We start from the raw sequence: 19981 nt of genomic DNA on the forward strand, positions 1-19981 counted from the left end.
CGGAGTCAGCAGGCAGAATACACAAAAAAGCACGCTCGTTCAATTTATCGTTAGATGGGGTTTCCCCTGGCAAGCGAAGTAAGGAGGCAATCCTTTTCGTCTTCGAGCGCGGACGGCAGGATGTGGTCGCGAAAGATATCGCGCAGTTTGAGTTTCTGCAGCTTGCCGGTGGCCGTATGCGGGAGCTCGTCGACGAAGACGACGTCGTCGGGAATCCACCATTTGGCGACCTTGCCGTCGTAGAACGCGAGCAGTTCTTCGCGCGTCACGTCGAAACCCGCCCGCTTGACGACCACCAGCAGCGGCCGCTCGGTCCACTTCGGATGCGCGCAGGCGATGCACGCGGCTTCGGCCACCGCCGGATGCGCGATCGCGACGTTCTCGATGTCGATCGAACTGATCCACTCGCCGCCGGACTTGATCACGTCTTTCGAGCGATCCGTGATGTGCAGGAAGCTGTCGCGGTCAATGGTGGCGACGTCGCCAGTCGGGAACCAGCCATCGACCAGCGGCGAATCGTCCTTGCGGAAATACCGGTCGATCACCCAGGGGCCGCGCACGTGCAGATCGCCGAATGCCACCCCGTCCCACGGCAGATCGCGCCCGTCTTCGCCGACGATCTTCATATCGACGCCGTACAGCGCATGGCCCTGCTTTTCGAGCAGTTTGCGCTGCTCTGCCAACGGACGCTGACTCTGCTCCCACGTCAGCTTCGACAAGGTGCCGAGCGGCGACATTTCCGTCATGCCCCATGCATGGATCACCTGCACACCGTACTCGTCCTCGAAGGCGCGCAGCATGGCCGGCGGACAGGCTGACCCGCCGATCACCGTGCGATTCAGCGAAGAGAAGCGCACCCCGGCCTCGCGCAGGTAGTTGAGCAAGCCGAGCCACACGGTCGGCACGCCGGCCGAATACGTGACGCGTTCGCTTTCCATTAGCTCATGGAGCGATTTGCCGTCGAGATCCTTGCCGGGAAAGACCAGCTTCGCGCCGGTCAGTGGCGCGGCGTGCGGGATGCCCCAGGCGTTCACATGGAACATCGGCACGACCGGCAGCACGGAGTCGCGCGCGGACAGACTCATCGCATCGGGCAGCGACGCGCCGAACGCGTGCAGCACGGTCGAGCGGTGTGAGTACAGCGCGCCTTTCGGGTTGCCTGTGGTGCCCGACGTATAGCAGAGGTAAGACGCCTGCCGTTCGTCGATGGCCGGCCATTCGTAAGCGCCATCCTGCGCTTCGACCAGGGTTTCGTAGCTCAGCACCGGCGTTTGCATCTTCGGCAGATGGGTTTCGTCGGCCAGTGCGATCCAGCCGCGCACTTTTGGGCACTGCGGCGCGAGCGCATCGACGAGTGGTGCGAACGTGGTGTCGAACAGCACGTAGGCGTCGTCGGCGTGGTTGACGATGTAGGCGATCTGGTCGGTAAACAGGCGCGGATTGATCGTGTGGCACACAGCGCCGAAGCCCGTCGTGCCGTAATACGCTTCCAGGTGCCGGTAGCCGTTCCAGGCCAGCGTGGCCACCCGCTCGCCAGGCTCGACGCCAAGCGCGATCAGCGCCTGCGCCAACTGCTTCGCGCGTTTTTCGCAGTCGCGGTAGGTATAGCGATGCACGTCGCCTTCGATGCGCCGCGACACGATCTCGGTGTCGCCGAAATGCCGCGCGGCATGCGCGAGCAACGAGGGCACAGTGAGCGGCACGTCCATCATCTGTCCAAGCAGCGGCGTCGTCATAAAGAGAGGTCTCCTCGCCTTGTTTGCGTCATTGGGGTTGTAGTTCGGGGCCGCGCGGGGCGCTCTGCTTGAGTCGCGCGAAGGAGTCGCGCGAAACGCTCCGGCGGGTCCGCGCGGCGTGCTCCGAGACGGCGCGGTGCGCTCCGGCAGGAGACGCCCGGCACGCAGGCGCGTGTCGGGCTAAACCTTGGGCTAAGGGCCGCCCAGCAGTTCCGCGGGTGCGGACTTACAATATCGGTTAATCCAGAGGCGCTCAACATGTCGTTTTCCCCAAGCATTGCAGGGTTATCCGGGCCTTTGTCGGCTCTTTCCAACGCACTTGTCACCTTGCCCGAAAGCGCGTTTGCGCGCCTCGGCAGCGCATTTCTGACGCGGCTGCCCGCCGCGCCGCTGAGCGCGCCGTACGTGGTCGGGTTCTCCGAAGCAACCGCTGCGTTGCTCGGTTTAGAGCATGGGCTCCAGAATGATCCGGGCTTCGCCGAACTGTTCTCCGGCAACGCCACGCGTGAATGGCCCTCCGAAGCGCTGCCGTATGCGTCGGTATATTCGGGGCATCAGTTCGGCGTGTGGGCCGGCCAGCTCGGCGACGGCCGCGCGCTCGGTCTCGGCGAAGTCGCACACAATGGCCAGCGCTTCGAGCTGCAGCTCAAAGGCGCGGGCCGCACGCCCTATTCGCGCATGGGCGACGGCCGCGCCGTGCTGCGTTCGTCGATCCGCGAATATCTGTGTTCGGAGGCGATGCATCACCTCGGCATTCCAACCACGCGCGCGCTGTGCGTGATCGGCTCCGACCAGCCGGTGCGCCGCGAGGAAGTCGAAACCGCAGCGGTCGTCACACGCGTGGCGCCGAGTTTCGTGCGCTTCGGACACTTCGAGCATTTCTATTCGAACGATCGCGTCGATGCGCTGCGCGCGCTCGCCGATCACGTGATCGAACGCTTCTATCCGCATTGCCGCGAAGCCGACGATCCGTATCTCGCGCTGCTGAATGAAGCGGTGATGTCGACGGCCGATCTAATGGTCGAATGGCAAGCCGTCGGTTTCTGCCACGGCGTGATGAATACCGACAACATGTCAATCCTCGGTCTCACGATCGACTACGGCCCGTTCGGTTTCATGGACGGCTTCGACGCCGGCTACATCTGCAATCACTCTGACTCGCAAGGCCGCTACGCGTACAAGATGCAGCCACAGATCGCGTACTGGAATCTCTTTTGCCTCGCGCAAGGCCTGCTGCCGCTATTGGGTGAACAACATGACGAAAGCGTGCGCGGCGACAAGGCGATCGAAGACGCCCAGCGCGTGCTCGGCGGCTTCAAAGAGCGTTTCGCACCGGCGTTGGAAAAACGCATGCGTGCGAAACTCGGCCTGGAAAGCGAGCGCGAGGGAGACGATACGTTGGTCAACCGCCTGTTCGAAGTGATGCATGCCAACCGTGCGGATTTCACGCTGACGTTCCGCAATCTGGCGCGCATTTCGAAGCACGATGCGAGCGGCGACACGCCGGTGCGCGACCTGTTTCTCGACCGCGCCGCGTTCGATGCGTGGGTGAACGACTACCGCGCGCGCCTGTCCGAAGAAACACGCGACAACGCCGCGCGCGCCATTGCAATGAACCGTGTGAACCCCAAATTCGTACTTCGTAATCATCTGGCGGAAACGGCAATCCGGCGTGCGAAAGAGAAGGACTTCTCCGAAGTGGAGCGTCTGGCCGCAGTCCTGCGCCGTCCGTTCGACGAGCAGCCGGAACACGAAGCGTATGCGGGGCTGCCGCCGGATTGGGCCAGCTCGCTGGAAGTGAGTTGCTCTTCGTGACGAGCCCCCAAAACAATCTCGAGACAGGAACCCCGACCATGAACAAGCCCGACGACCTCAATACCGACGCCCCCGCCGTGCAGAAAGACGACGCCGAATGGCGCAAGCAACTCTCCGACATCGAATACCAGGTGACACGCCACGCGGCCACGGAGCGCCCCTTCACTGGCCGCTACCACGACCACTGGGACCGCGGCATCTATGACTGCGTCTGCTGCGGTACGCCACTGTTCGAATCGGACACCAAGTTCGACGCCGGTTGCGGCTGGCCGAGCTACTTCAAGCCGATCAACGGCGAAGTGATCGCCGAGAAAACCGACCGCACGCACGGCATGCTGCGCATCGAGGTGCAGTGCAAGAACTGCGGCGCGCATCTGGGCCACGTGTTCGAAGACGGACCGGCGCCGACCGGCCTGCGTTACTGCATCAATTCGGCTGCGTTACAATTCGAGCCCAAGTAACGCAGCGCGGAGTTCGGCGCATGGCCGGCCGGCGGCTGTCGTAAGGCGCCTGTTGGCCGCGACACCCTTCATCCGGCTTGCAAACCGGTCAAGGCAGCGGTCAAGGCAGCGGCCAAGCCAGCGGTCAACCCGGCGCGGCAATCAGGCGACGAATGGCGCAACGCGCAGTTCCCGGCTGCCGTGTCGGGTTTCTGCCGCCTCCATGCCACCGGGCGCGCCGCGTCCCTGTTTCTCAAACTCTCCGACCTACTCTCCGAATTCCCGACCAGATAATGAAATTCCTGTTCGATCTGTTCCCGATCATCCTGTTTTTCGTCGCCTTCAAGCTATGGGGCATTTTCACGGCGACGGCTGTGGCGATCGTTGCCACCCTGGTGCAGATCGCGTGGGTGGCGTTCCGCCACCGCAAGGTCGATCCGATGCTGTGGGTGAGCCTCGGTGTCGTCACCGTCTTTGGCGGAGCGACGCTCGTGCTGCACAACGACACCTTTATCAAATGGAAGCCGACCGTGCTGTACTGGGCGTTTTCGGTCGCTTTGATCATCTCGCAACTGGCCTTCAGCAAGAACCTGATCGAAGCGATGATGGGCAAGCAGATCACGCTGCCGCACGCGATCTGGGGCAAGCTGAATATCGTTTGGGCGATTTTCTTCGTGCTGCTGGGGCTGGTGAACCTGTTCGTCGCGTATCACTACACGACCGACCAGTGGGTCAATTTCAAGCTGTTCGGCGCGACCGGGTGCCTCGTGGTATTCATCGTCGGACAGAGTTTGTGGCTGTCGAAGTATATGAAGGAAGAATGACATGACAAGCGATGTGTTCATGCACGCCACCACCGCCGAGCGCGCCGCGCTGATCGAGGCGCGCCTCACCGCGGCGCTCGCGCCGGTTGCCTCGATCCAGATCACGGATGACAGCGCGCAGCACGCAGGCCACGCCGGCGCCTCGGCTGGCGGTCATTTCACTGTCACGATCGTGGCGGTCGCATTCGCCGGCAAGGCCCGCGTGGCGCGGCATCGCATGGTGTATGATGCGCTGGCCGATGCCATGCAGCGCGGCATTCACGCCCTTGCAATCACGGCGTACACGCCCGAAGAATTCGCTTTGTTGCCCCGCTAGGAAAATTTCTGATGACCTTGAAGAAAACCCACCTTTGGGTATTGCTGGCTGCATTTGCTGCCGCACCTGCATTTGCACAGAACATCGCTGTCGTGAACGGTACGCCGATTCCGAAAGCGCGCGCCGACGCACTGGTCGATCAACTGGTTCATCAAGGCCAGCAAAACACGCCGCAGTTGCAAATGGCCGTGCGCGAAGAGCTGGTGAACCGCGAAATCCTGATGCAGGAAGCGCTGCGCCGCGGCCTGCCGAATCGGCCGGACATCAAGGCGCAAATCGCCGTTGCACAGCAAACGGTCGTGCTGCGCGCGCTGATCGAAGACTTCGTGAAGAACAACGCGCCGACCGATGCCGAAATCACTGCGCGCTACAACGCGCTGATCAAGGACGCGGGCGGCAAGGAATATCACCTGCACCACATCCTGGTGGACAACGAAGAGCAAGCCAAGGATCTGATCGCCAAGATCAAGGCCGGCGCGAGCTTCGAAGACCTCGCCAAGCAATACTCGAAGGACCCGGGATCGGGCAAGAACGGCGGCGACCTGGACTGGTCGGACCCGAAGGCCTACGTGCCTGAATTCGCGGACGCGGCCACGCATCTGCAGAAAGGCCAGATGACCGACGCACCGGTTCATACGCAGTTCGGCTGGCACATCATCCGTGTCGACGACGTGCGCAACATCACGCCGCCGCCGCTCGAGCAAGTGCGCCCGCAGATCGTGCAGCAGATCCAGCAGGAGAAGCTGCAGGCGTTCGAAGAAGGTCTGCGTAAGAACGCGAAGATTCAGTAAGCGTTTTTCGCTGCCCTAAAAAAGAAACCGCCTGCGGGCGGTTTTTTGTTTCTGCGTCCGCTTCGGGTCGGCGCTTCGGGTGCTATCTATCGGCGGTTTTCGACTGCGACATCGCAGCCGTAGCACCGGCAAGCTGCCGCGCGTGGATAACGCGGCAGCCTGTACTACATCATCACCCCAGCCAGCGGCGTGCGTTCTGGAACACGCGCAGCCACGGGCTCGCGTCCGTGCTGCCTTCGCCCCAGCCTTCCGGATGCCAGCTCATCTGCACCGCACGGTGCACGCGCTCGGTGTGCGGCATCAGCACCGTGAAGCGGCCATCGGCTGTCGTAACCGACGTGATGCCGTCCGGCGAACCGTTCGGGTTGAACGGATACTGTTGAGTTGCCTGACCACGGTGATCGACGTAACGCATCGCCACTGCCACCTTCGACGCATCGCCCTGCTGCGAGAAATCCGCGTAACCCTCGCCGTGCGCAATCGCCACCGGAATGCGCGAGCCTTCCATCCCGGCAAAGAAAATCGACGGCGAAGCCTGCACTTCGACCAGCGAGAAGCGCGCTTCGAATTTCTCCGACTTGTTGCGCGTGAACTTCGGCCAGGCTTCGGCGCCCGGAATCATCGACGCGAGGCTGCTCATCATCTGGCAGCCGTTGCAGATGCCCAGCGCAAACGTGTCTTCGCGGCCGAAGAACGCAGCGAACATATCGGCCAGTTGCGAGTTGAAGCGGATCGCCTTCGCCCAGCCTTCACCGGCGCCCAGCGTATCGCCGTACGAGAAGCCGCCGCACGCCACCGCACCGGCGAAATCCGCCAGGTTGGCGCGGCCGGCCAGCAGGTCGCTCATGTGCACGTCGTGCGCGTCGAAGCCGGCGCGGTCGAAGGCATAAGCCGTTTCGAGGTGCGAGTTCACGCCCTGCTCACGCAGGATCGCGACACACGGGCGTGCACTCGTGTTGATGAACGGCGCGGCGACGTCTTCCTTCGGATCGAACGTGAGGATCGGCGAAATGCCCGGATCTGCGGCGTCGGAGAGCGCATCGTATTCGGCATCGGCACACGCGGGGTTGTCGCGCAGACGCGAAATACGCCAGCTCACTTCGCTCCACGCGCGATGCAATTCGGTACGCGGTGCCTCGTAGATCTTCTTCGCGTCGCGATAGATTTCGATCGTGTCGCGCTCGTTGGTCTTGCCGATCACATGCGAGCATGCCGACAGACCGTGTTCGCGCAACGCGCCCAGCACCGGGTCGCGATCCGTCGCGCGCACCTGAATCACCGCGCCAAGCTCCTCGCTGAAGAGCGCGCGGATCGTGCGGTCTTCACGACGGCCGCTGGTCTGCTTCGCCCAGTCTTTCGCGTCGCCGTAATCGGATTCGTGGTTCGGATCGAGCACCAGCATGTCGACATTCAGCGACACGCCAACGTGACCCGCAAACGCCATTTCGCAAACCGTCGCCCACAGGCCGCCATCCGAACGGTCGTGGTAGGCGAGCAGCTTGCCGTCGCTATTGAGCGACTGGATCGCAGTGAAGAAACGCTTCAGATCCTCAGGGTCGTCGACGTCCGGCACCGTGTCGCCGACCTGCTGCGTGACTTGCGCGAGAATACTGCCGCCCAGGCGATGCCTGGCGCGGCCAAGGTCGATCGCGATCAGCACGGAATCGCCCACCTCGCTCGCGCGGCGCAGTTGCGGCGTGAGGTGTTTGCGCACGTCTTCGACCGGCGCGAATGCCGAGATGATCAGCGAGACCGGCGCGACCACTTCCTTCGCCACGCCACGGTCTTCCCACTTGGTGCGCATGGACAGCGAATCCTTGCCGACCGGAATGCTGATGCCGAGCGCGGGGCACAACTCCATGCCGATGGCCTTGACCGTGTCGTACAGCGCGGCGTCTTCGCCCGCTGCGCCGCACGCGGCCATCCAGTTGGCCGACAGCTTGAGCTTATCGAGCGACGCAATCGGCGCCGCCGCAATGTTCGTGACTGCCTCGCCGACCGCCATGCGGCCCGAGGCCGGCGCGTTGATCACGGCGAGCGGCGTACGCTCGGCCATGGTCATCGCTTCGCCGCGGAAGCCCGCGTAATCCATCGTCGTGATGGCGACGTCGGCCACCGGCACTTGCCACGGGCCGACCATCTGGTCGCGCGCGGTCGTGCCGCCGACCGAGCGGTCGCCGATCGTGATCAGGAACGACTTGCTGGCAACCGTAGGGTGACGCAGCACGCTGACCGCGACTTCCGACAACGCGATGCCGGTGACGTCCACCGGTTCGAGTTTCCGCTCGACGCGCTTCACGTCGCGATGCATGCGCGGCGCCTTGCCTAGCAGCACTTCCATCGGCATGTCGACAGGCTCGTGCGCGACGTTGTCGTTCGACTCAGAATCGATCACTTTCAGTTGACGCTCGGCCGTGGCCGTGCCGACCACCGCGAACGGGCAGCGCTCGCGCTTGCACATCGCTTCGAAGGCCGGCAGATCGGCCGGCGCAATCGCCAGCACGTAACGCTCCTGCGCTTCGTTCGACCAGATTTCGCGCGGCGACAAACCGCTCTCTTCCAGCTGGATTTTGCGCAGATCGAAGATCGCGCCCTTGCTGGCGCCGTCCACCACTTCCGGGAACGCGTTCGACAGACCGCCCGCGCCCACGTCGTGAATGCTCAGAATCGGGTTCTTCTCGCCAAGCTGCCAGCACGCGTTGATCACTTCCTGCGCACGGCGCTCGATTTCCGGATTGCCGCGCTGGACCGAGTCGAAGTCGAGTTCGGCCGTGTTGGTGCCAGTCGCCATCGAGCTGGCGGCGCCGCCGCCCATGCCGATGCGCATACCCGGGCCGCCGATCTGGATCAGCAGCGACCCTTCCGGCAGATCGTGCTTGTGCGTGTGCTGGTCGGAGATATTGCCGATGCCCCCAGCGATCATGATGGGCTTGTGATAACCACGCACCAGACCCGCGACGTTCTGCTCGTAAGCACGGAAATAGCCACCCAGATTCGGCCGGCCGAATTCGTTATTGAAAGCGGCGCCGCCGAGCGGGCCGTCGATCATGATTTGCAGCGGCGACGCGATGCGGTCAGGACGGCCATACGCTTCGTGCTTGTCGTCCGGGTTCCGGTGCGCCAACGGCTGAGCGGCGTCGCGCGCGTTTTCCCATGCTTCGACGCCGTCCGGCAATTCCAGATTCGACACCGTGAAACCCGCCAGACCCGCCTTCGGACGCGCGCCGCGGCCGGTCGCGCCTTCGTCGCGGATTTCGCCGCCCGCGCCGGTCGAGGCGCCCGGGAACGGCGAGATCGCGGTTGGGTGGTTGTGCGTCTCCACCTTCATCAAGGTGTGCGTCAGTTCGACGTTGCGGTGGTAGTGTTCGGGCAGCGCGCCGGGTTCAGCCGGCGTGTGGGGGAACCAGCGCTCGGCCACGCCGCCCGCCATGATCGCCGAGTTGTCCGAATACGCGACGATGGTGCCCTGCGGGTTCAGCTTCTCCGTGTTGCGGATCATGTTGAACAGCGAGATGTCCTGCTTCTCGCCGTCGATCGTCCATTCCGCGTTGAAGATCTTGTGACGGCAGTGTTCGCTGTTGGCCTGCGCGAACATCATCAGTTCGACGTCGGTCGGATTGCGGCCGAGTTTCGTGAAGGCGTCGACGAGGTAGTCGATTTCGTCGTCGGCGAGCGCGAGGCCCAGTTCCGTGTTCGCCGCTTCCAGCGCGCCGCGGCCGTTGCTCAGCACGTCGACGGTTTGCAGCGGCTTGGCCGGCAGTTCGTCGAACAGATGCATCGCATGGTCACGCGAGGGCGACACGCTCTCGGTCATACGGTCGTGCAGCGCCGCGGCGACGGCCGCGCGGGCTTCGTCCGAGAGCGCCTTCTTGCCGCCCAGCAGGCCGCTCTTCAGCGTGACCGTGTATTCGACGCCGCGCTCGATGCGGCGCACCTGCGCGAGGCCGCAGAGGTGGGCAATATCGGTTGCCTTGCTGGCCCATGGCGACACTGTGCCGAAGCGCGGCACCACGAGGAAGGTTTCGGCCGTGCCGCGCTCTTTGGTTTCTTCGAGCGGATCGCCGTAGTGCATCAGCGCTTCGATCTTCGCGTTGTCTTCCGCGGACAACGGGGTTTGCGCGTTGACGAAGTGCAGATACTGGCCGCGCACGCCCGTGATGTTGGGGTCGATGCGCGTAAGCGTTTCGAGCAGGCGGGTTTGACGGAAATCGGAAAGGGCCGAAGCGCCGGGGAAACACGAGAAGTGGGCCATGGACTTGACGTTGCGTCGCTAATGATGCCGATGAGTGATGCCGATGAGTCGCGCGTGAAGGCGACGTGAGGCGGAAAGGAAGTCCGGGATTATACCCCGGGAACGGGCTTCCAGCGGGCTTCGCACCAGGGTTTTGGCGCGCTCCGCATGGCGGCTCGGGCGCGCCGCTGCGGCGCTCCCGCGTGGCGCTCGCGTGGCGGAGCCATCCGTTTGACTGCTATCATTCGCCCTTTCACCAAATCGGCGCGAGCCGCCCGAGCAATGCCGGGCAACGCGCCGCATGCCACGCTTAACGGGACCGCGGCGTTTCGGCGTCCCGCCAGCAAATCGAATCAGATCATGGATGTCATCGTCATCGGCGGCGGGATTGCGGGCGTCGCCACCGCTTATCAACTGCGCGCGGCCGGCCACCGGGTATGCGTCGTCGAACGCCACGCTACGGTCGCGCAAGGCGCGACTTATGGGCACGGCGGCAGCGTGCTACCGACCCCGCTCGACGTCTGGTTTGGCCCGACCTTCATGGCGAGCCGTCAGGGCGCCAAAAACGGCGTGATCAGCAAGGCCGGCTTTAACGGCGCGGCACGCCAGTTCATCAAGCAGCTGGCCGCTTTGCAGGAGCCCGAGGCGTTCAGCCGCCAGTACGCGCGGCTGCGTCCGCTGATCGAAGCATCGCGTGACGCGATGGCCGATATCGAAGCGCGCTTCGGCCTGGAATTCGAACAGGCAAGCGGCCTGCTCTATCTGGTGCGTTCCGAGCAGGAGTGGCGGCAGACACAGACTGCGCTCGATCTGCTGCGCCAATACGAAGTCCCGCATCACGTGCTGACGCCGGCCGAATGCGCCGCGTTCGAGCATTCCGTGCGGACCGAGCCGGAATTCGCCGGCGGCGTGCTGTTCGACCATGAGCGCACGGCCAATTGCCCGCTTTTCGCGAAACTGATCAAGCAGAGCCTCGATACGCAGGGCGGCGTGCAATTCATGCTGGGCTGCGAAGTCTCGGCGATCCGTCTCGAAGGTCAGCGCGCCGCGGTGGAACTGGCGCGACGGCCGGGCGCCAGCGCCACCGCGGCGCGCTCACGCGAAGTCGACGTGATCAACGCCGACGCGATTGTCGTTGCCGCGGGTTACGGCAGCCTCACGCTGCTCGAACGCCTGGGCCTGCGGCTGCCGCTGCACCCGCTGCGCCTGCATAACCTGGTGGCGCCGATTGCACATGAGGAATGCGCACCGCACGTCGCAATAGTGGATGCGGTCAAGCGGATTACGGTCAGCCGCATGAATCATCGCCTGCGGGTTGCGGGCGGTGCGGTCCTGCAGAGCGCCGGACAGATCGACAAGCCGCTCGGCGAGGCATTGACGAAGGAAGCGCTGGCGCTGCTGGGCCAAGCGACGCACGACTGGATCCCGGGCGCGGCCCGGATCTCCGCGGCCTTGCCATGGGAAGGCGTAAAACTGCTGTCGCCAGACGGTTTGCCGGTGATCGGCAATGCGCTTCATCCGCGTCTGTTCGTCAACGCTGGGCACGGGCCTGCCGGCTGGGGCCTCGCATGCGGTTCGGGCAAACTGATCGCCGACCTGATCTCGGGCAAGACCCCCGACGTCCCCGCAGACACCCTGGCTGCGCTGCGCGCGGACCGATTCCAGTAAACGGCAGACCCGCCCGGAGCCTATCGGCACTACCATAGTGGCTCCCAAAGCTTCCTCGCCTTGCCCAAGGTGAACGTCAAGCCTCGCCATGACTGCGCCCGAATCCACGCTCCCGACGTTAATCAGCCCGCGCAACCGGGCCTTGCCGCTGCTCACGCTAACCGACCTGCGAATCCTCGAGACCCAGGCAGCGGCAACACTGCCTCAGCACACGCTGATGTCCCGCGCCGGCAAAGCCGCCGCCAGCTACCTGCAAGAACAGATCGCCCGCGACACATCGACCGAAAAAGCGAAGCACAAGGTATGGGTCGTGGCGGGCCCCGGCAACAACGGCGGCGACGCATTGATCATGGCCGCGGAGCTGCATCGGTCCGGCATCGCCGTAGAGCTGTGCATGCCGCTTGAAGTCAAGCCGGACGACGCCCGCTGGGCGCTCGACACAGCCCGCGCGGCGGGCGTAGCCATCACCACCGCACCGCCGGCCTCGCTGGACAGCTACACGTGGCTGGTGGACGGCATGTTCGGCATCGGCCTGACCCGCCCGCTGGAAGGCATCTTTGCCACCATCGCCCGGCAACTCTCGCAGCGCACGAAAACAAAGCCCAGAAGAGGCGGCGTTCTGGCACTCGACACGCCAAGCGGTCTCGACGGCGACACCGGCACGGTAGTCGGCGAAGGGTTGGATCAAGGCAAAGGACGAAGCGAAAATCAGAGCCATGGCCTCGCGGTCCACGCCACCCACACGATTACCTTCATCGGCGCGAAACCCGGCCTCTTCACCGCACAGGGCCGCGATCTCGCCGGCAGGGTGATCGTGGCGCCGATCGGCATCGACAGCACCACCCGCGCGGCTGTCCAACTCAACGCGCCCGGACTGTTCGCCGCCTTCCTGCCGCCGCGTGACTTCGCCACCAACAAGGGCACCTTCGGCAGCCTTGCCGTGGTCGGCGGCGACACCGGCATGTGCGGCGCGCCGATCCTTGCCTCGCGCGCGGCGCTCTACACCGGTGCGGGTAAAGTGCACGTCGCCTTGCTCGGCGACGGCGCCCCACCCTACGATCCGCCGCACCCCGAACTGATGCTGCATGCCATTGACGATCTGCCGCTCGACAAGATGGACGCACTCGCCATCGGTTGCGGCATGGGTCTGCGCGATCGTGCCACGCGTGTCATGCACGACGTGTTGCCGCTCGACATGCCCAAACTGTTCGACGCCGACGCGCTCAATCTGATTTCGACAGACCCGTCGCTCGCGGCCGAAGTCACCGCGCGCGGCGTGCAAGGCGACCCGTGCGTGCTGACGCCGCACCCGCTCGAAGCCGCGCGCCTGCTCGGCACCGACGCGCCGGGCGTGCAACGCGACCGCCTCGCCGCCGCGCGCGCACTGGCTGCTCGCTTTGCCGCCGTGGTCGTGCTGAAAGGCGCGGGCACCGTCATCGCCGCGCCGGACGGCCGCGTCGCGATCAATCCGACCGGCAATGCCGCACTCGCGACGGGCGGCACAGGCGATGTGCTCGGCGGCATCATCGGTGCATTGCTCGCCCAGCATGTGCCGCGTTACGAAGCCGCGCTAGCAGGCGTCTACCTGCACGGCCTCGCCGCCGACACGCTGAGCGCGCAAGGCCACGGTCCGGCAGGTTTGACGGCGGGCGAACTCGCCCCGATGGTGCGGACTTTGCTAAACCGCATGTTCTATCCGGCAGCGCCTGAATGAACCCACCCATCCCACAGTGTGACCGGGACGTCCAAACCGCTGCCACCTGTCACGCAACGCCGCTATACTGATCGACTGCGCCGCGCGTCGGGTCGTCGCGGGTTGCAGCGAACCTTCAGCGAGCCGGCTCGACCTCCAGGCAGGCTCGCGAAGGCTCGCGGCAACCCACCGCGAACCCGGCCGCGCGGCATCGCTCTAACAGCATCGTTGCATCATCCCCGGCAGCGCTTCACGCGTGCGCCATTCTTCGTGCCCCTTCGTTAGACGGACGCTATGACCCAGAACTCGCTCCCCTCCTGGTCCTCGCTGCAAACGCATTACGAGCAGATTCGCGATGCGCACATGCGCGACTGGTTCGCCCCCGAGAACGATCCCGCCCCTACCCGTGCTGAGCGCTTGGCGTTCGCGGGCGGCGGTCTCGCGGCCGATTTCTCGAAGAACCGCATCACCGACGAAACCCTGAAACTGCTGGTGCAACTCGCGCGCGAAGCCGGCGTCGAGAAACGCCGCGACGCGATGTTCGCGGGCGCAATCGTCAACCCGACCGAAGGCCGCGCCGCCTTGCACACCGCGCTGCGCGCCACCGATCCGAAGGCGCCGTTCCATGCACAAATCCAGGCCGAACGCGCCAGGATGGCCGCGTTCGCCGACAAGGTCCGCAGCGGCGAGTGGACCGGCTATACGGGCAAGCGGATTCGCTACGTCGTGAACATCGGCATCGGCGGCTCGGATCTCGGGCCGAAGATGGTCGTGCATGCGCTGCATCATCTGGCCGCGCCCGAGATCACCACGCATTTCGTGTCGAATGTGGACGGCGCGGATCTGTACAACGTGATGCAGATGATCGATCCCGAAGAGACACTCGCGATCATCGTCTCCAAGACCTTCACCACGCTCGAAACGATGACCAACGCGCGCTCGCTGCGTGACTGGTTCATCGAGAAAGGCTGCCCGGAAAGCGCACTGGCGAAGCACTTCGTCGGCGTGTCGGCGAACCCGGCTGAGGTAGTCAAGTTCGGCATCGCGAAAGAGAACGTGTTCGAGATGTGGGACTGGGTCGGCGGGCGGTATTCGCTGTGGTCGGCGGTGGGTCTATCGATCATGATCGCGATCGGCCCGCAACAGTTCGGCGAACTGCTGGCCGGCGCCAACGAGATGGATCAGCATTTCCGCGACGCCCCGCTCGACAAGAATTTGCCGGTGCTGCTCGGCATGATCGGCATCTGGTATCGCAACTTCTTCGGCTCGCAAAGCTATCTGGTCGCGCCGTATTCGGAAGCGCTGCATTTCCTGCCGTCGTATCTGCAACAACTCGAAATGGAGAGCAACGGCAAGTCGGCGCGCCTGGATGGCGTGATGGTCGACTATCCGACCTCTGCGGTGACGTGGGGTGAACCGGGTACGAACGGACAGCATGCGTTCTTCCAGATGCTGCACCAGGGTCCGACCATCGTGCCGATCGACTTCATCGCAGTGTTGACGCCGGAGCATCCGCTTGTCAGTCATCATCCGAAGCTGCTGGCGAACTGCTTCGCGCAAAGCGAAGCGCTGATGCTGGGACGCACGCTCGAAGAAGCGAAGAAGGTTGCCGGTGCGGACAAGCCTGAACTGGCGCCGCACCTGGTGTTTCCGGGCAACCGTCCGACCTCGACGCTGCTGGTCGATGCCCTCACGGCGCGTTCGCTTGGCGCATTGATCGCGTTGTACGAGCACAAGGTGCTGGTGCAGGCATCGGTATGGGACATCAATCCGTTCGATCAATGGGGCGTCGAGTTGGGCAAGATCCTCGGCAAGGTGGTCGAGGCGGATCTGACGTCGGCCAGCGTCGATGAAAAGAAGCACGACTCCTCGACGTCGGCGTTGATCGCGCGGGCGCGTGCTGCATTGAAGCGCTGAGCGTGAGCGACGCGCTTGTTCGTGCCGCATGCGCTGATTGTTCACGCGCGCCTGGTTAGCGGCTTTGTGTTATCGAGTTGCATCAGATGGAAAGCAAAGCGGGCTCTTGTGGTCCGCTTTGCTTTGTACGAACGAGCGATGTGTTGCTCGCACGCTCAGGCCAGACGCCCCGCTTCGATGGTCACCGTCGTATCGCAGCGGCGCGCCAGCTCGACGTCGTGCGTGACGAGGATCAGCGTGGCGCCGTTCGCACGGTTCATCTCGAACATCAGATCGATCACTGCGTGACCAGTGGCTGCATCAAGACTGCCGGTCGGCTCGTCGGCGAACAGGATCGCCGGATGCGTAACAAACGCGCGCGCAAGCGCAACCCGCTGCTGTTCGCCGCCCGACAGCAGCTTCGGATAGTGCCCCGTGCGCTGAGCGAGTCCTACCTGCTCCAGCAAGCCGCGCGCACGCGCCGCAGCCTCACGCGTCCCGATGCCGCCTTGCAGTTCGAGCGGCAAGGTGACGTTTTCAAGCGCCGTCAAATGCGGCATCAATTGAAACGACTGGAACACGAAACCGACCGAGCCGCTGCGCAACGCGGCGCGCTCGTCTTCGTTCAGTTCGGTGAGTTCGCGACCGAGCAGCCGAACCGAGCCGGAGCTCGCGCTGTCCAATCCTGCGAGCAAGCCGAGCAGCGTAGACTTGCCCGACCCGGATGCACCGACGATCGCCACACTGCTGCCGGCATCGATAGCAAGATCGATGTCTTCGAGAATCGTCAGTTCACCCGTTGCATCCTTAACCTTCTTGCACAAACCCCGCACTGCAATGACTGGATCAGTTTTGTTTAGCATGGTGAAGCGTAGGTTGAAAGTGCGCGCCGTAGCGCCTCGCGCGCTGGCGCTGACTACGGCATTCGGCTCGGCCGTGCTGGCCGCCACCCTGTTTTCGCTGGCCTTCCCAGCCCGTGCGGCCAACGCACCCGAACAGGCCAAGCCGGTGATCGTCGTACTCGGCGACAGCATCTCCGCCGAATACGGCTTGCCCCGCGACACTGGCTGGGTTGCCTTGATGCGCCAGCGCCTCACCGATGAGCGAATCGATTATAGCGTCGCCAATGCGAGCATCAGCGGCGACACTACGAGCGGTGGCCGGGCCCGCTTGCCGGCGCTCCTGCAGCGGCTCAAGCCGAGCATCGTGATCGTCGAGCTCGGTGCCAACGATGCGTTGCGCGGCGTGCCGCTCGCAACGACCGAAGACAACCTGCGTACGATCATCGAGCAGGCTCAACAGAGTCACGCGAAGGTCGTGCTGATTGGCATGTATGTGCCACCCAATTACGGCCCCGACTACACGCAAAAGTTCCACGGCCTGTACGGCGAACTCTCGAAGCAATTGCGCGTGCCGCTGGTGCCCTTCCTGCTGGCCGGTATCGCCGACAAACCGGACATGTTTCAGGCGGACCAGATCCATCCCACGCAGCAGGCACAGCCAGTGCTACTCAATAACGTGTGGCCAGCTGTCAAGCCACTCCTTCGCACAAGTTCGCCGCACTGAAAAGCTCGCTAGCAACTTGTTTCCGGTAATTGGGGAACGCGGATCGGTAAGCGGATCGATGAAGTCGATCCGGCACTTTCGTAATCCCGTGTAACCCGGCTCGATTCTGAGCGACTTTTGAGGAGATAACGTGAAATATTTACCGTTAATCGCTTTGACCGTGGCAATTTCTGCAGGCGCCGCTCAACCGCCTACCGGCGTCCAATCCGTGGGCCAAAGCCAGCAGCCGCCGAAGGTCGTCGCGACGTGCATTGCGCACAAGTGGGCCGATAGTTCGCAACAGCAAGTCGTGTCGCAAGACATCCTGGCTAACGATCAGGCAATGGATGTCTATGTGCCGGGTCAGCAGCCGCCTGACGGCGCCGCCGCCGTCGTACGGCCCTCCTATACCGGCCCGGGTTCATGGGTCGGGTTCCGCGCCAATGGCGCTGCAGGGAGCGATGCCACCAGCTCGATCAGCGCTTGCCTGTAAGCGGCTGACGGCATAATAAGCCGCGCACTCAGGCAAACCAATTGACGCGCTTTGCGCGCGTCAATTGAAAAAGCCCCGCAAAATTTGCGGGGCTTTTTGGCATCTGCGCGCTTTACTTGCTTGCGTGCAGGAGTTGAAGCTGGATCTTATTCGCCGCTCGCCTGAGCATTGCTGCTGTCGAGCGAGCCATAGAACTTCACCTTCGAACGCGCGCGCAGCGCCTCGACGTACGCCTCTGCTTCGGACTGAGCGTCGACTTGCGCAATCTGCTGCTGCGCGGCAGCCAAACGCTTCGGATCGATCGAGGCACCGGCAACAACTGCGTTCACGCGATAGATCGCATAGCCGTCGTCACCCAGATCCACACCGACGTAGGCGGGTAACTTTTGTGCGTCCGCTTTGTAGATTGCACTCAATGCAGCCGGTGGCACGCCTTGCGCGTCGTTGCGCGAAACTTTCAGTGGCGACGAGAAGCCTGTCGTGGCCTTCGACTTGTCGAACTCAGCCAGCTTCGCGATGCCGTCCTTGTGAGCTGCATCGTTCGACTGAGCCGCAATCACTTTCTGACGCACTGCGTCCTTGACGGCGTCGAGCGCCGGCACGGCTGCAGCCTTGTAATCGGTCACGCGTGCCGCGATCAGCGTGTTACTGCCGACGTCGATCGCTTGCGTGTTGTTGCGTGCAGTGACCGCATCGTTTGCGAAGACCGCAGCCAGGAACTTCGCATTGTTCAGCGGGCTGTCAGGCGGCAGCTTCGGATCCGGCTGCGGCGTCACGGTGGCCGTTTGCTGTTGCAGCTTGTACTTGTCGGCGGCAGGCTGCAGGCTCTTCGCCTTCTCGTAGACGACCGACGTGAAGCCTTCCGAGTCGTCGCTGAATGCCTTGCTTGCCAGCTGTGTCTTCAGGTCTTTTGCGATCTGATCTTTCACTTCGTCGAACGGTTTCGTGACGGCCGGCTTCACGTCCGTGACCTTGACGATGTGATAGCCGAAGTCGGTCTGCACGATGCCGCTGACTTCGTCTTTCTTGAGGCCGAACACGGCGTCGTCGAACACCTGGCCGCCTGCGATCATGCCGCGGCCGAAGTAGCCCAGATCGCCGCCCTTCGACGCCGAACCCGGATCCTGCGAGTTCTGCTGCGCGATTTGCGCGAACTGGTCCGGATGCGCCTTGATCTGCGCGAGCAACTCTTCGGCCTTCTGCTTCGCCTTGGCCTTGTCAGCCGCGCTGGCATCTTTCGGCGCGGCAATCAGGATGTGGCTCGCGCGCACCTGGCCGTCCGTGCGGTAATGCGCGATGTTGTCGTCGTAGTACTTCTTCAGGTCGGCGTCGCTCGGCTGCACGGCTGCAGACAAGGTTGCCGGCGACATCACCAGATACTGGATCGTCGCCGTGGCCGGCGTGGCGAAGTCGTTGCGATGCGCGTCGTAGTACGCCTGCAGTTGCGCATCCGTCGGCTGCACCTTGGCTGCATAGTCACGCGGATGGAACGCGATGCCCTGCACTTCGCGCTGCTGTTCGGCGAGCTCGGTCAAATGCTGTGCGAGGGTCTTCGACGTGAAGGCGCTGCCTTGAATGCTCGCAGGCAACTGCTGCGTGGCGAGGCTGTAGCGCACACGTTCGTCGTATTGATCGGGCGTCATGCCCTGCATCGCGAGCAACTGCTTGTAGCGGTCGACGTCGATCGAGCCGTCAGGATTCTTCAGCGACGAGATCACCGGATCGTTCAGCAGCACGCGGCGCACGGCGTCGTCAGATGCGGTCAGATGCAGGCGCTGTGTTTCGTCAGCCAGCACACGCTGCTCGATCAGACCGTCGAGCATTTCGCGACGGCGCTCAGGCGTGTCGAACGACTTCATGTCGAACTGCGCGCCGAGCATCTGACGGGCGCGGTCGAGTTGCTGACGCGTCGCGTCGTCATACTCTGCGCGCGTGATCTTGTGACCGTTGACGCTGGCGACGTTTGCACTTTCGTCAAAGAAGCCGCGGAAGCCTTGAATACCTACAAAACCCAACCCCGGCACAATGACGAGGATGAGCATGAACATCATCAGGCGTTTGTGATTGCGGAAAAAATCGAGCATGCGTAAGGAGTGCCCAAAACAGAACGCCCGATCTTACAACAGCGGGCAATAAAAAAGGCGAACCGGAGTTCGCCTTTCGTGGATGCTGGCGGAGTGGACGGGACTCGAACCCGCGACCCCCGGCGTGACAGGCCGGTATTCTAACCGACTGAACTACCACTCCTTATACTGCAACTGAGCTGAAACACTTAGCCGAATCTGAAATGCTGATGGGCTCGAAAACACCCAGCAAAGCCTTATGGGGTAAAACGCCCACGCAATTCGATCCAGCGGATACAACGAAAAATACAACGATCCGGGATTCTGCCGCAAATGTAGCTACTTGGCAACGGAAATCTGGCCGTGCAGCTAACCTGAAGGCATCGCGCCTCTTATGCTACTCGCAACCTGGCAAAGTGACCTTGCCCCTGTTCCGCGACTCCCGTAACTGCGGGAATTATGCGGCTCGT

The 19981-nt window shown here is 63.4% G+C and carries 14 protein-coding genes and 1 tRNA gene; 10 read left to right on the plus strand and 5 right to left on the minus strand.

The annotated features are described in order from the left end of the window. Nucleotides 1-50 precede the first annotated feature (50 nt). The gene (locus tag AYM40_RS10990; RefSeq protein ID WP_063496257.1) at nucleotides 51-1736 is read right to left on the minus strand and encodes a 3-(methylthio)propionyl-CoA ligase; all 1686 of its coding nucleotides are present in this window, start codon (nucleotides 1734-1736) and stop codon (nucleotides 51-53) included. Between the two features lie 258 nt (nucleotides 1737-1994). Here AYM40_RS10990 and AYM40_RS10995 point away from each other — a divergent pair, with 258 nt between their 5' ends. The 5 genes from AYM40_RS10995 to AYM40_RS11015 all read left to right on the plus strand — a co-directional run bounded on the left by AYM40_RS10995 (nucleotide 1995) and on the right by AYM40_RS11015 (nucleotide 5922). Continuing rightward, the gene (locus tag AYM40_RS10995) at nucleotides 1995-3551 is read left to right on the plus strand and encodes a protein adenylyltransferase SelO (protein ID WP_063496258.1); all 1557 of its coding nucleotides are present in this window, start codon (nucleotides 1995-1997) and stop codon (nucleotides 3549-3551) included. A 38-nt stretch (nucleotides 3552-3589) separates the two neighbouring features. Beyond that, nucleotides 3590-4012, plus strand: coding sequence for a peptide-methionine (R)-S-oxide reductase MsrB (gene msrB, locus AYM40_RS11000; protein ID WP_063496259.1), 423 nt, complete (start codon nucleotides 3590-3592; stop codon nucleotides 4010-4012). A gap of 272 nt (nucleotides 4013-4284) precedes the next feature. Next, nucleotides 4285-4815 (plus strand): septation protein A, encoded by a 531-nt coding sequence (locus tag AYM40_RS11005; protein ID WP_063496260.1) that lies wholly within the window; start codon nucleotides 4285-4287, stop codon nucleotides 4813-4815. 1 nt (nucleotide 4816) lies between these two features. Beyond that, entirely contained in the window at nucleotides 4817-5131 is a 315-nt protein-coding gene (locus AYM40_RS11010; protein WP_063496261.1) for a BolA family protein, read from the plus strand. An 11-nt stretch (nucleotides 5132-5142) separates the two neighbouring features. Continuing rightward, entirely contained in the window at nucleotides 5143-5922 is a 780-nt protein-coding gene (locus AYM40_RS11015) for a peptidylprolyl isomerase (RefSeq protein ID WP_063496262.1), read from the plus strand. A 172-nt stretch (nucleotides 5923-6094) separates the two neighbouring features. Here the strand turns inward: AYM40_RS11015 and purL are convergent, their stop codons facing one another. Beyond that, nucleotides 6095-10174, minus strand: a complete 4080-nt coding sequence (gene purL / locus AYM40_RS11020) for a phosphoribosylformylglycinamidine synthase (RefSeq protein ID WP_063496263.1) — start codon at nucleotides 10172-10174, stop codon at nucleotides 6095-6097. 339 nt (nucleotides 10175-10513) lie between these two features. Between purL and AYM40_RS11025 the strand changes: the two genes are divergently transcribed. The 3 genes from AYM40_RS11025 (at nucleotide 10514) to pgi (ending at nucleotide 15431) form a co-directional block, all read left to right on the plus strand. Then, complete coding sequence (locus AYM40_RS11025) at nucleotides 10514-11821, plus strand: FAD-dependent oxidoreductase (RefSeq protein WP_063497957.1); 1308 nt, start codon at nucleotides 10514-10516, stop codon at nucleotides 11819-11821. A gap of 88 nt (nucleotides 11822-11909) precedes the next feature. Beyond that, nucleotides 11910-13535, plus strand: a complete 1626-nt coding sequence (locus AYM40_RS11030) for an NAD(P)H-hydrate dehydratase (RefSeq protein ID WP_063496264.1) — start codon at nucleotides 11910-11912, stop codon at nucleotides 13533-13535. 273 nt (nucleotides 13536-13808) lie between these two features. After that, nucleotides 13809-15431: a glucose-6-phosphate isomerase gene (gene pgi / locus AYM40_RS11035; protein ID WP_063496265.1), complete on the plus strand. Its 1623-nt coding sequence runs from the start codon at nucleotides 13809-13811 to the stop codon at nucleotides 15429-15431. 155 nt (nucleotides 15432-15586) lie between these two features. Here pgi and AYM40_RS11040 read toward each other — a convergent pair whose 3' ends face one another. After that, nucleotides 15587-16273 carry an ABC transporter ATP-binding protein gene (locus AYM40_RS11040; protein WP_063496266.1) on the minus strand — a complete coding sequence of 229 codons (687 nt, stop codon included), beginning with the start codon at nucleotides 16271-16273 and terminating at the stop codon, nucleotides 15587-15589. Between AYM40_RS11040 and AYM40_RS11045 the strand changes: the two genes are divergently transcribed. After that, nucleotides 16272-16976, plus strand: a complete 705-nt coding sequence (locus AYM40_RS11045) for an arylesterase (RefSeq protein WP_063496267.1) — start codon at nucleotides 16272-16274, stop codon at nucleotides 16974-16976. The two genes, AYM40_RS11040 and AYM40_RS11045, sit on opposite strands and share 2 nt — an antisense overlap. 130 nt (nucleotides 16977-17106) lie before the next feature. Beyond that, nucleotides 17107-17448 (plus strand): hypothetical protein, encoded by a 342-nt coding sequence (locus AYM40_RS11050; RefSeq protein WP_063496268.1) that lies wholly within the window; start codon nucleotides 17107-17109, stop codon nucleotides 17446-17448. Nucleotides 17449-17594: 146 nt separating this feature from the next. Here AYM40_RS11050 and AYM40_RS11055 read toward each other — a convergent pair whose 3' ends face one another. Both AYM40_RS11055 and AYM40_RS11060 read right to left on the minus strand, forming a co-directional pair. After that, nucleotides 17595-19532, minus strand: coding sequence for a SurA N-terminal domain-containing protein (locus AYM40_RS11055; RefSeq protein ID WP_063496269.1), 1938 nt, complete (start codon nucleotides 19530-19532; stop codon nucleotides 17595-17597). 86 nt (nucleotides 19533-19618) lie between these two features. Next, nucleotides 19619-19695, minus strand: a tRNA-Asp gene (locus AYM40_RS11060). Nucleotides 19696-19981: the final 286 nt, after the last annotated feature.

This window comes from Paraburkholderia phytofirmans OLGA172, from assembly GCF_001634365.1.
Taxonomy (GTDB): Bacteria; Pseudomonadota; Gammaproteobacteria; order Burkholderiales; family Burkholderiaceae; genus Paraburkholderia.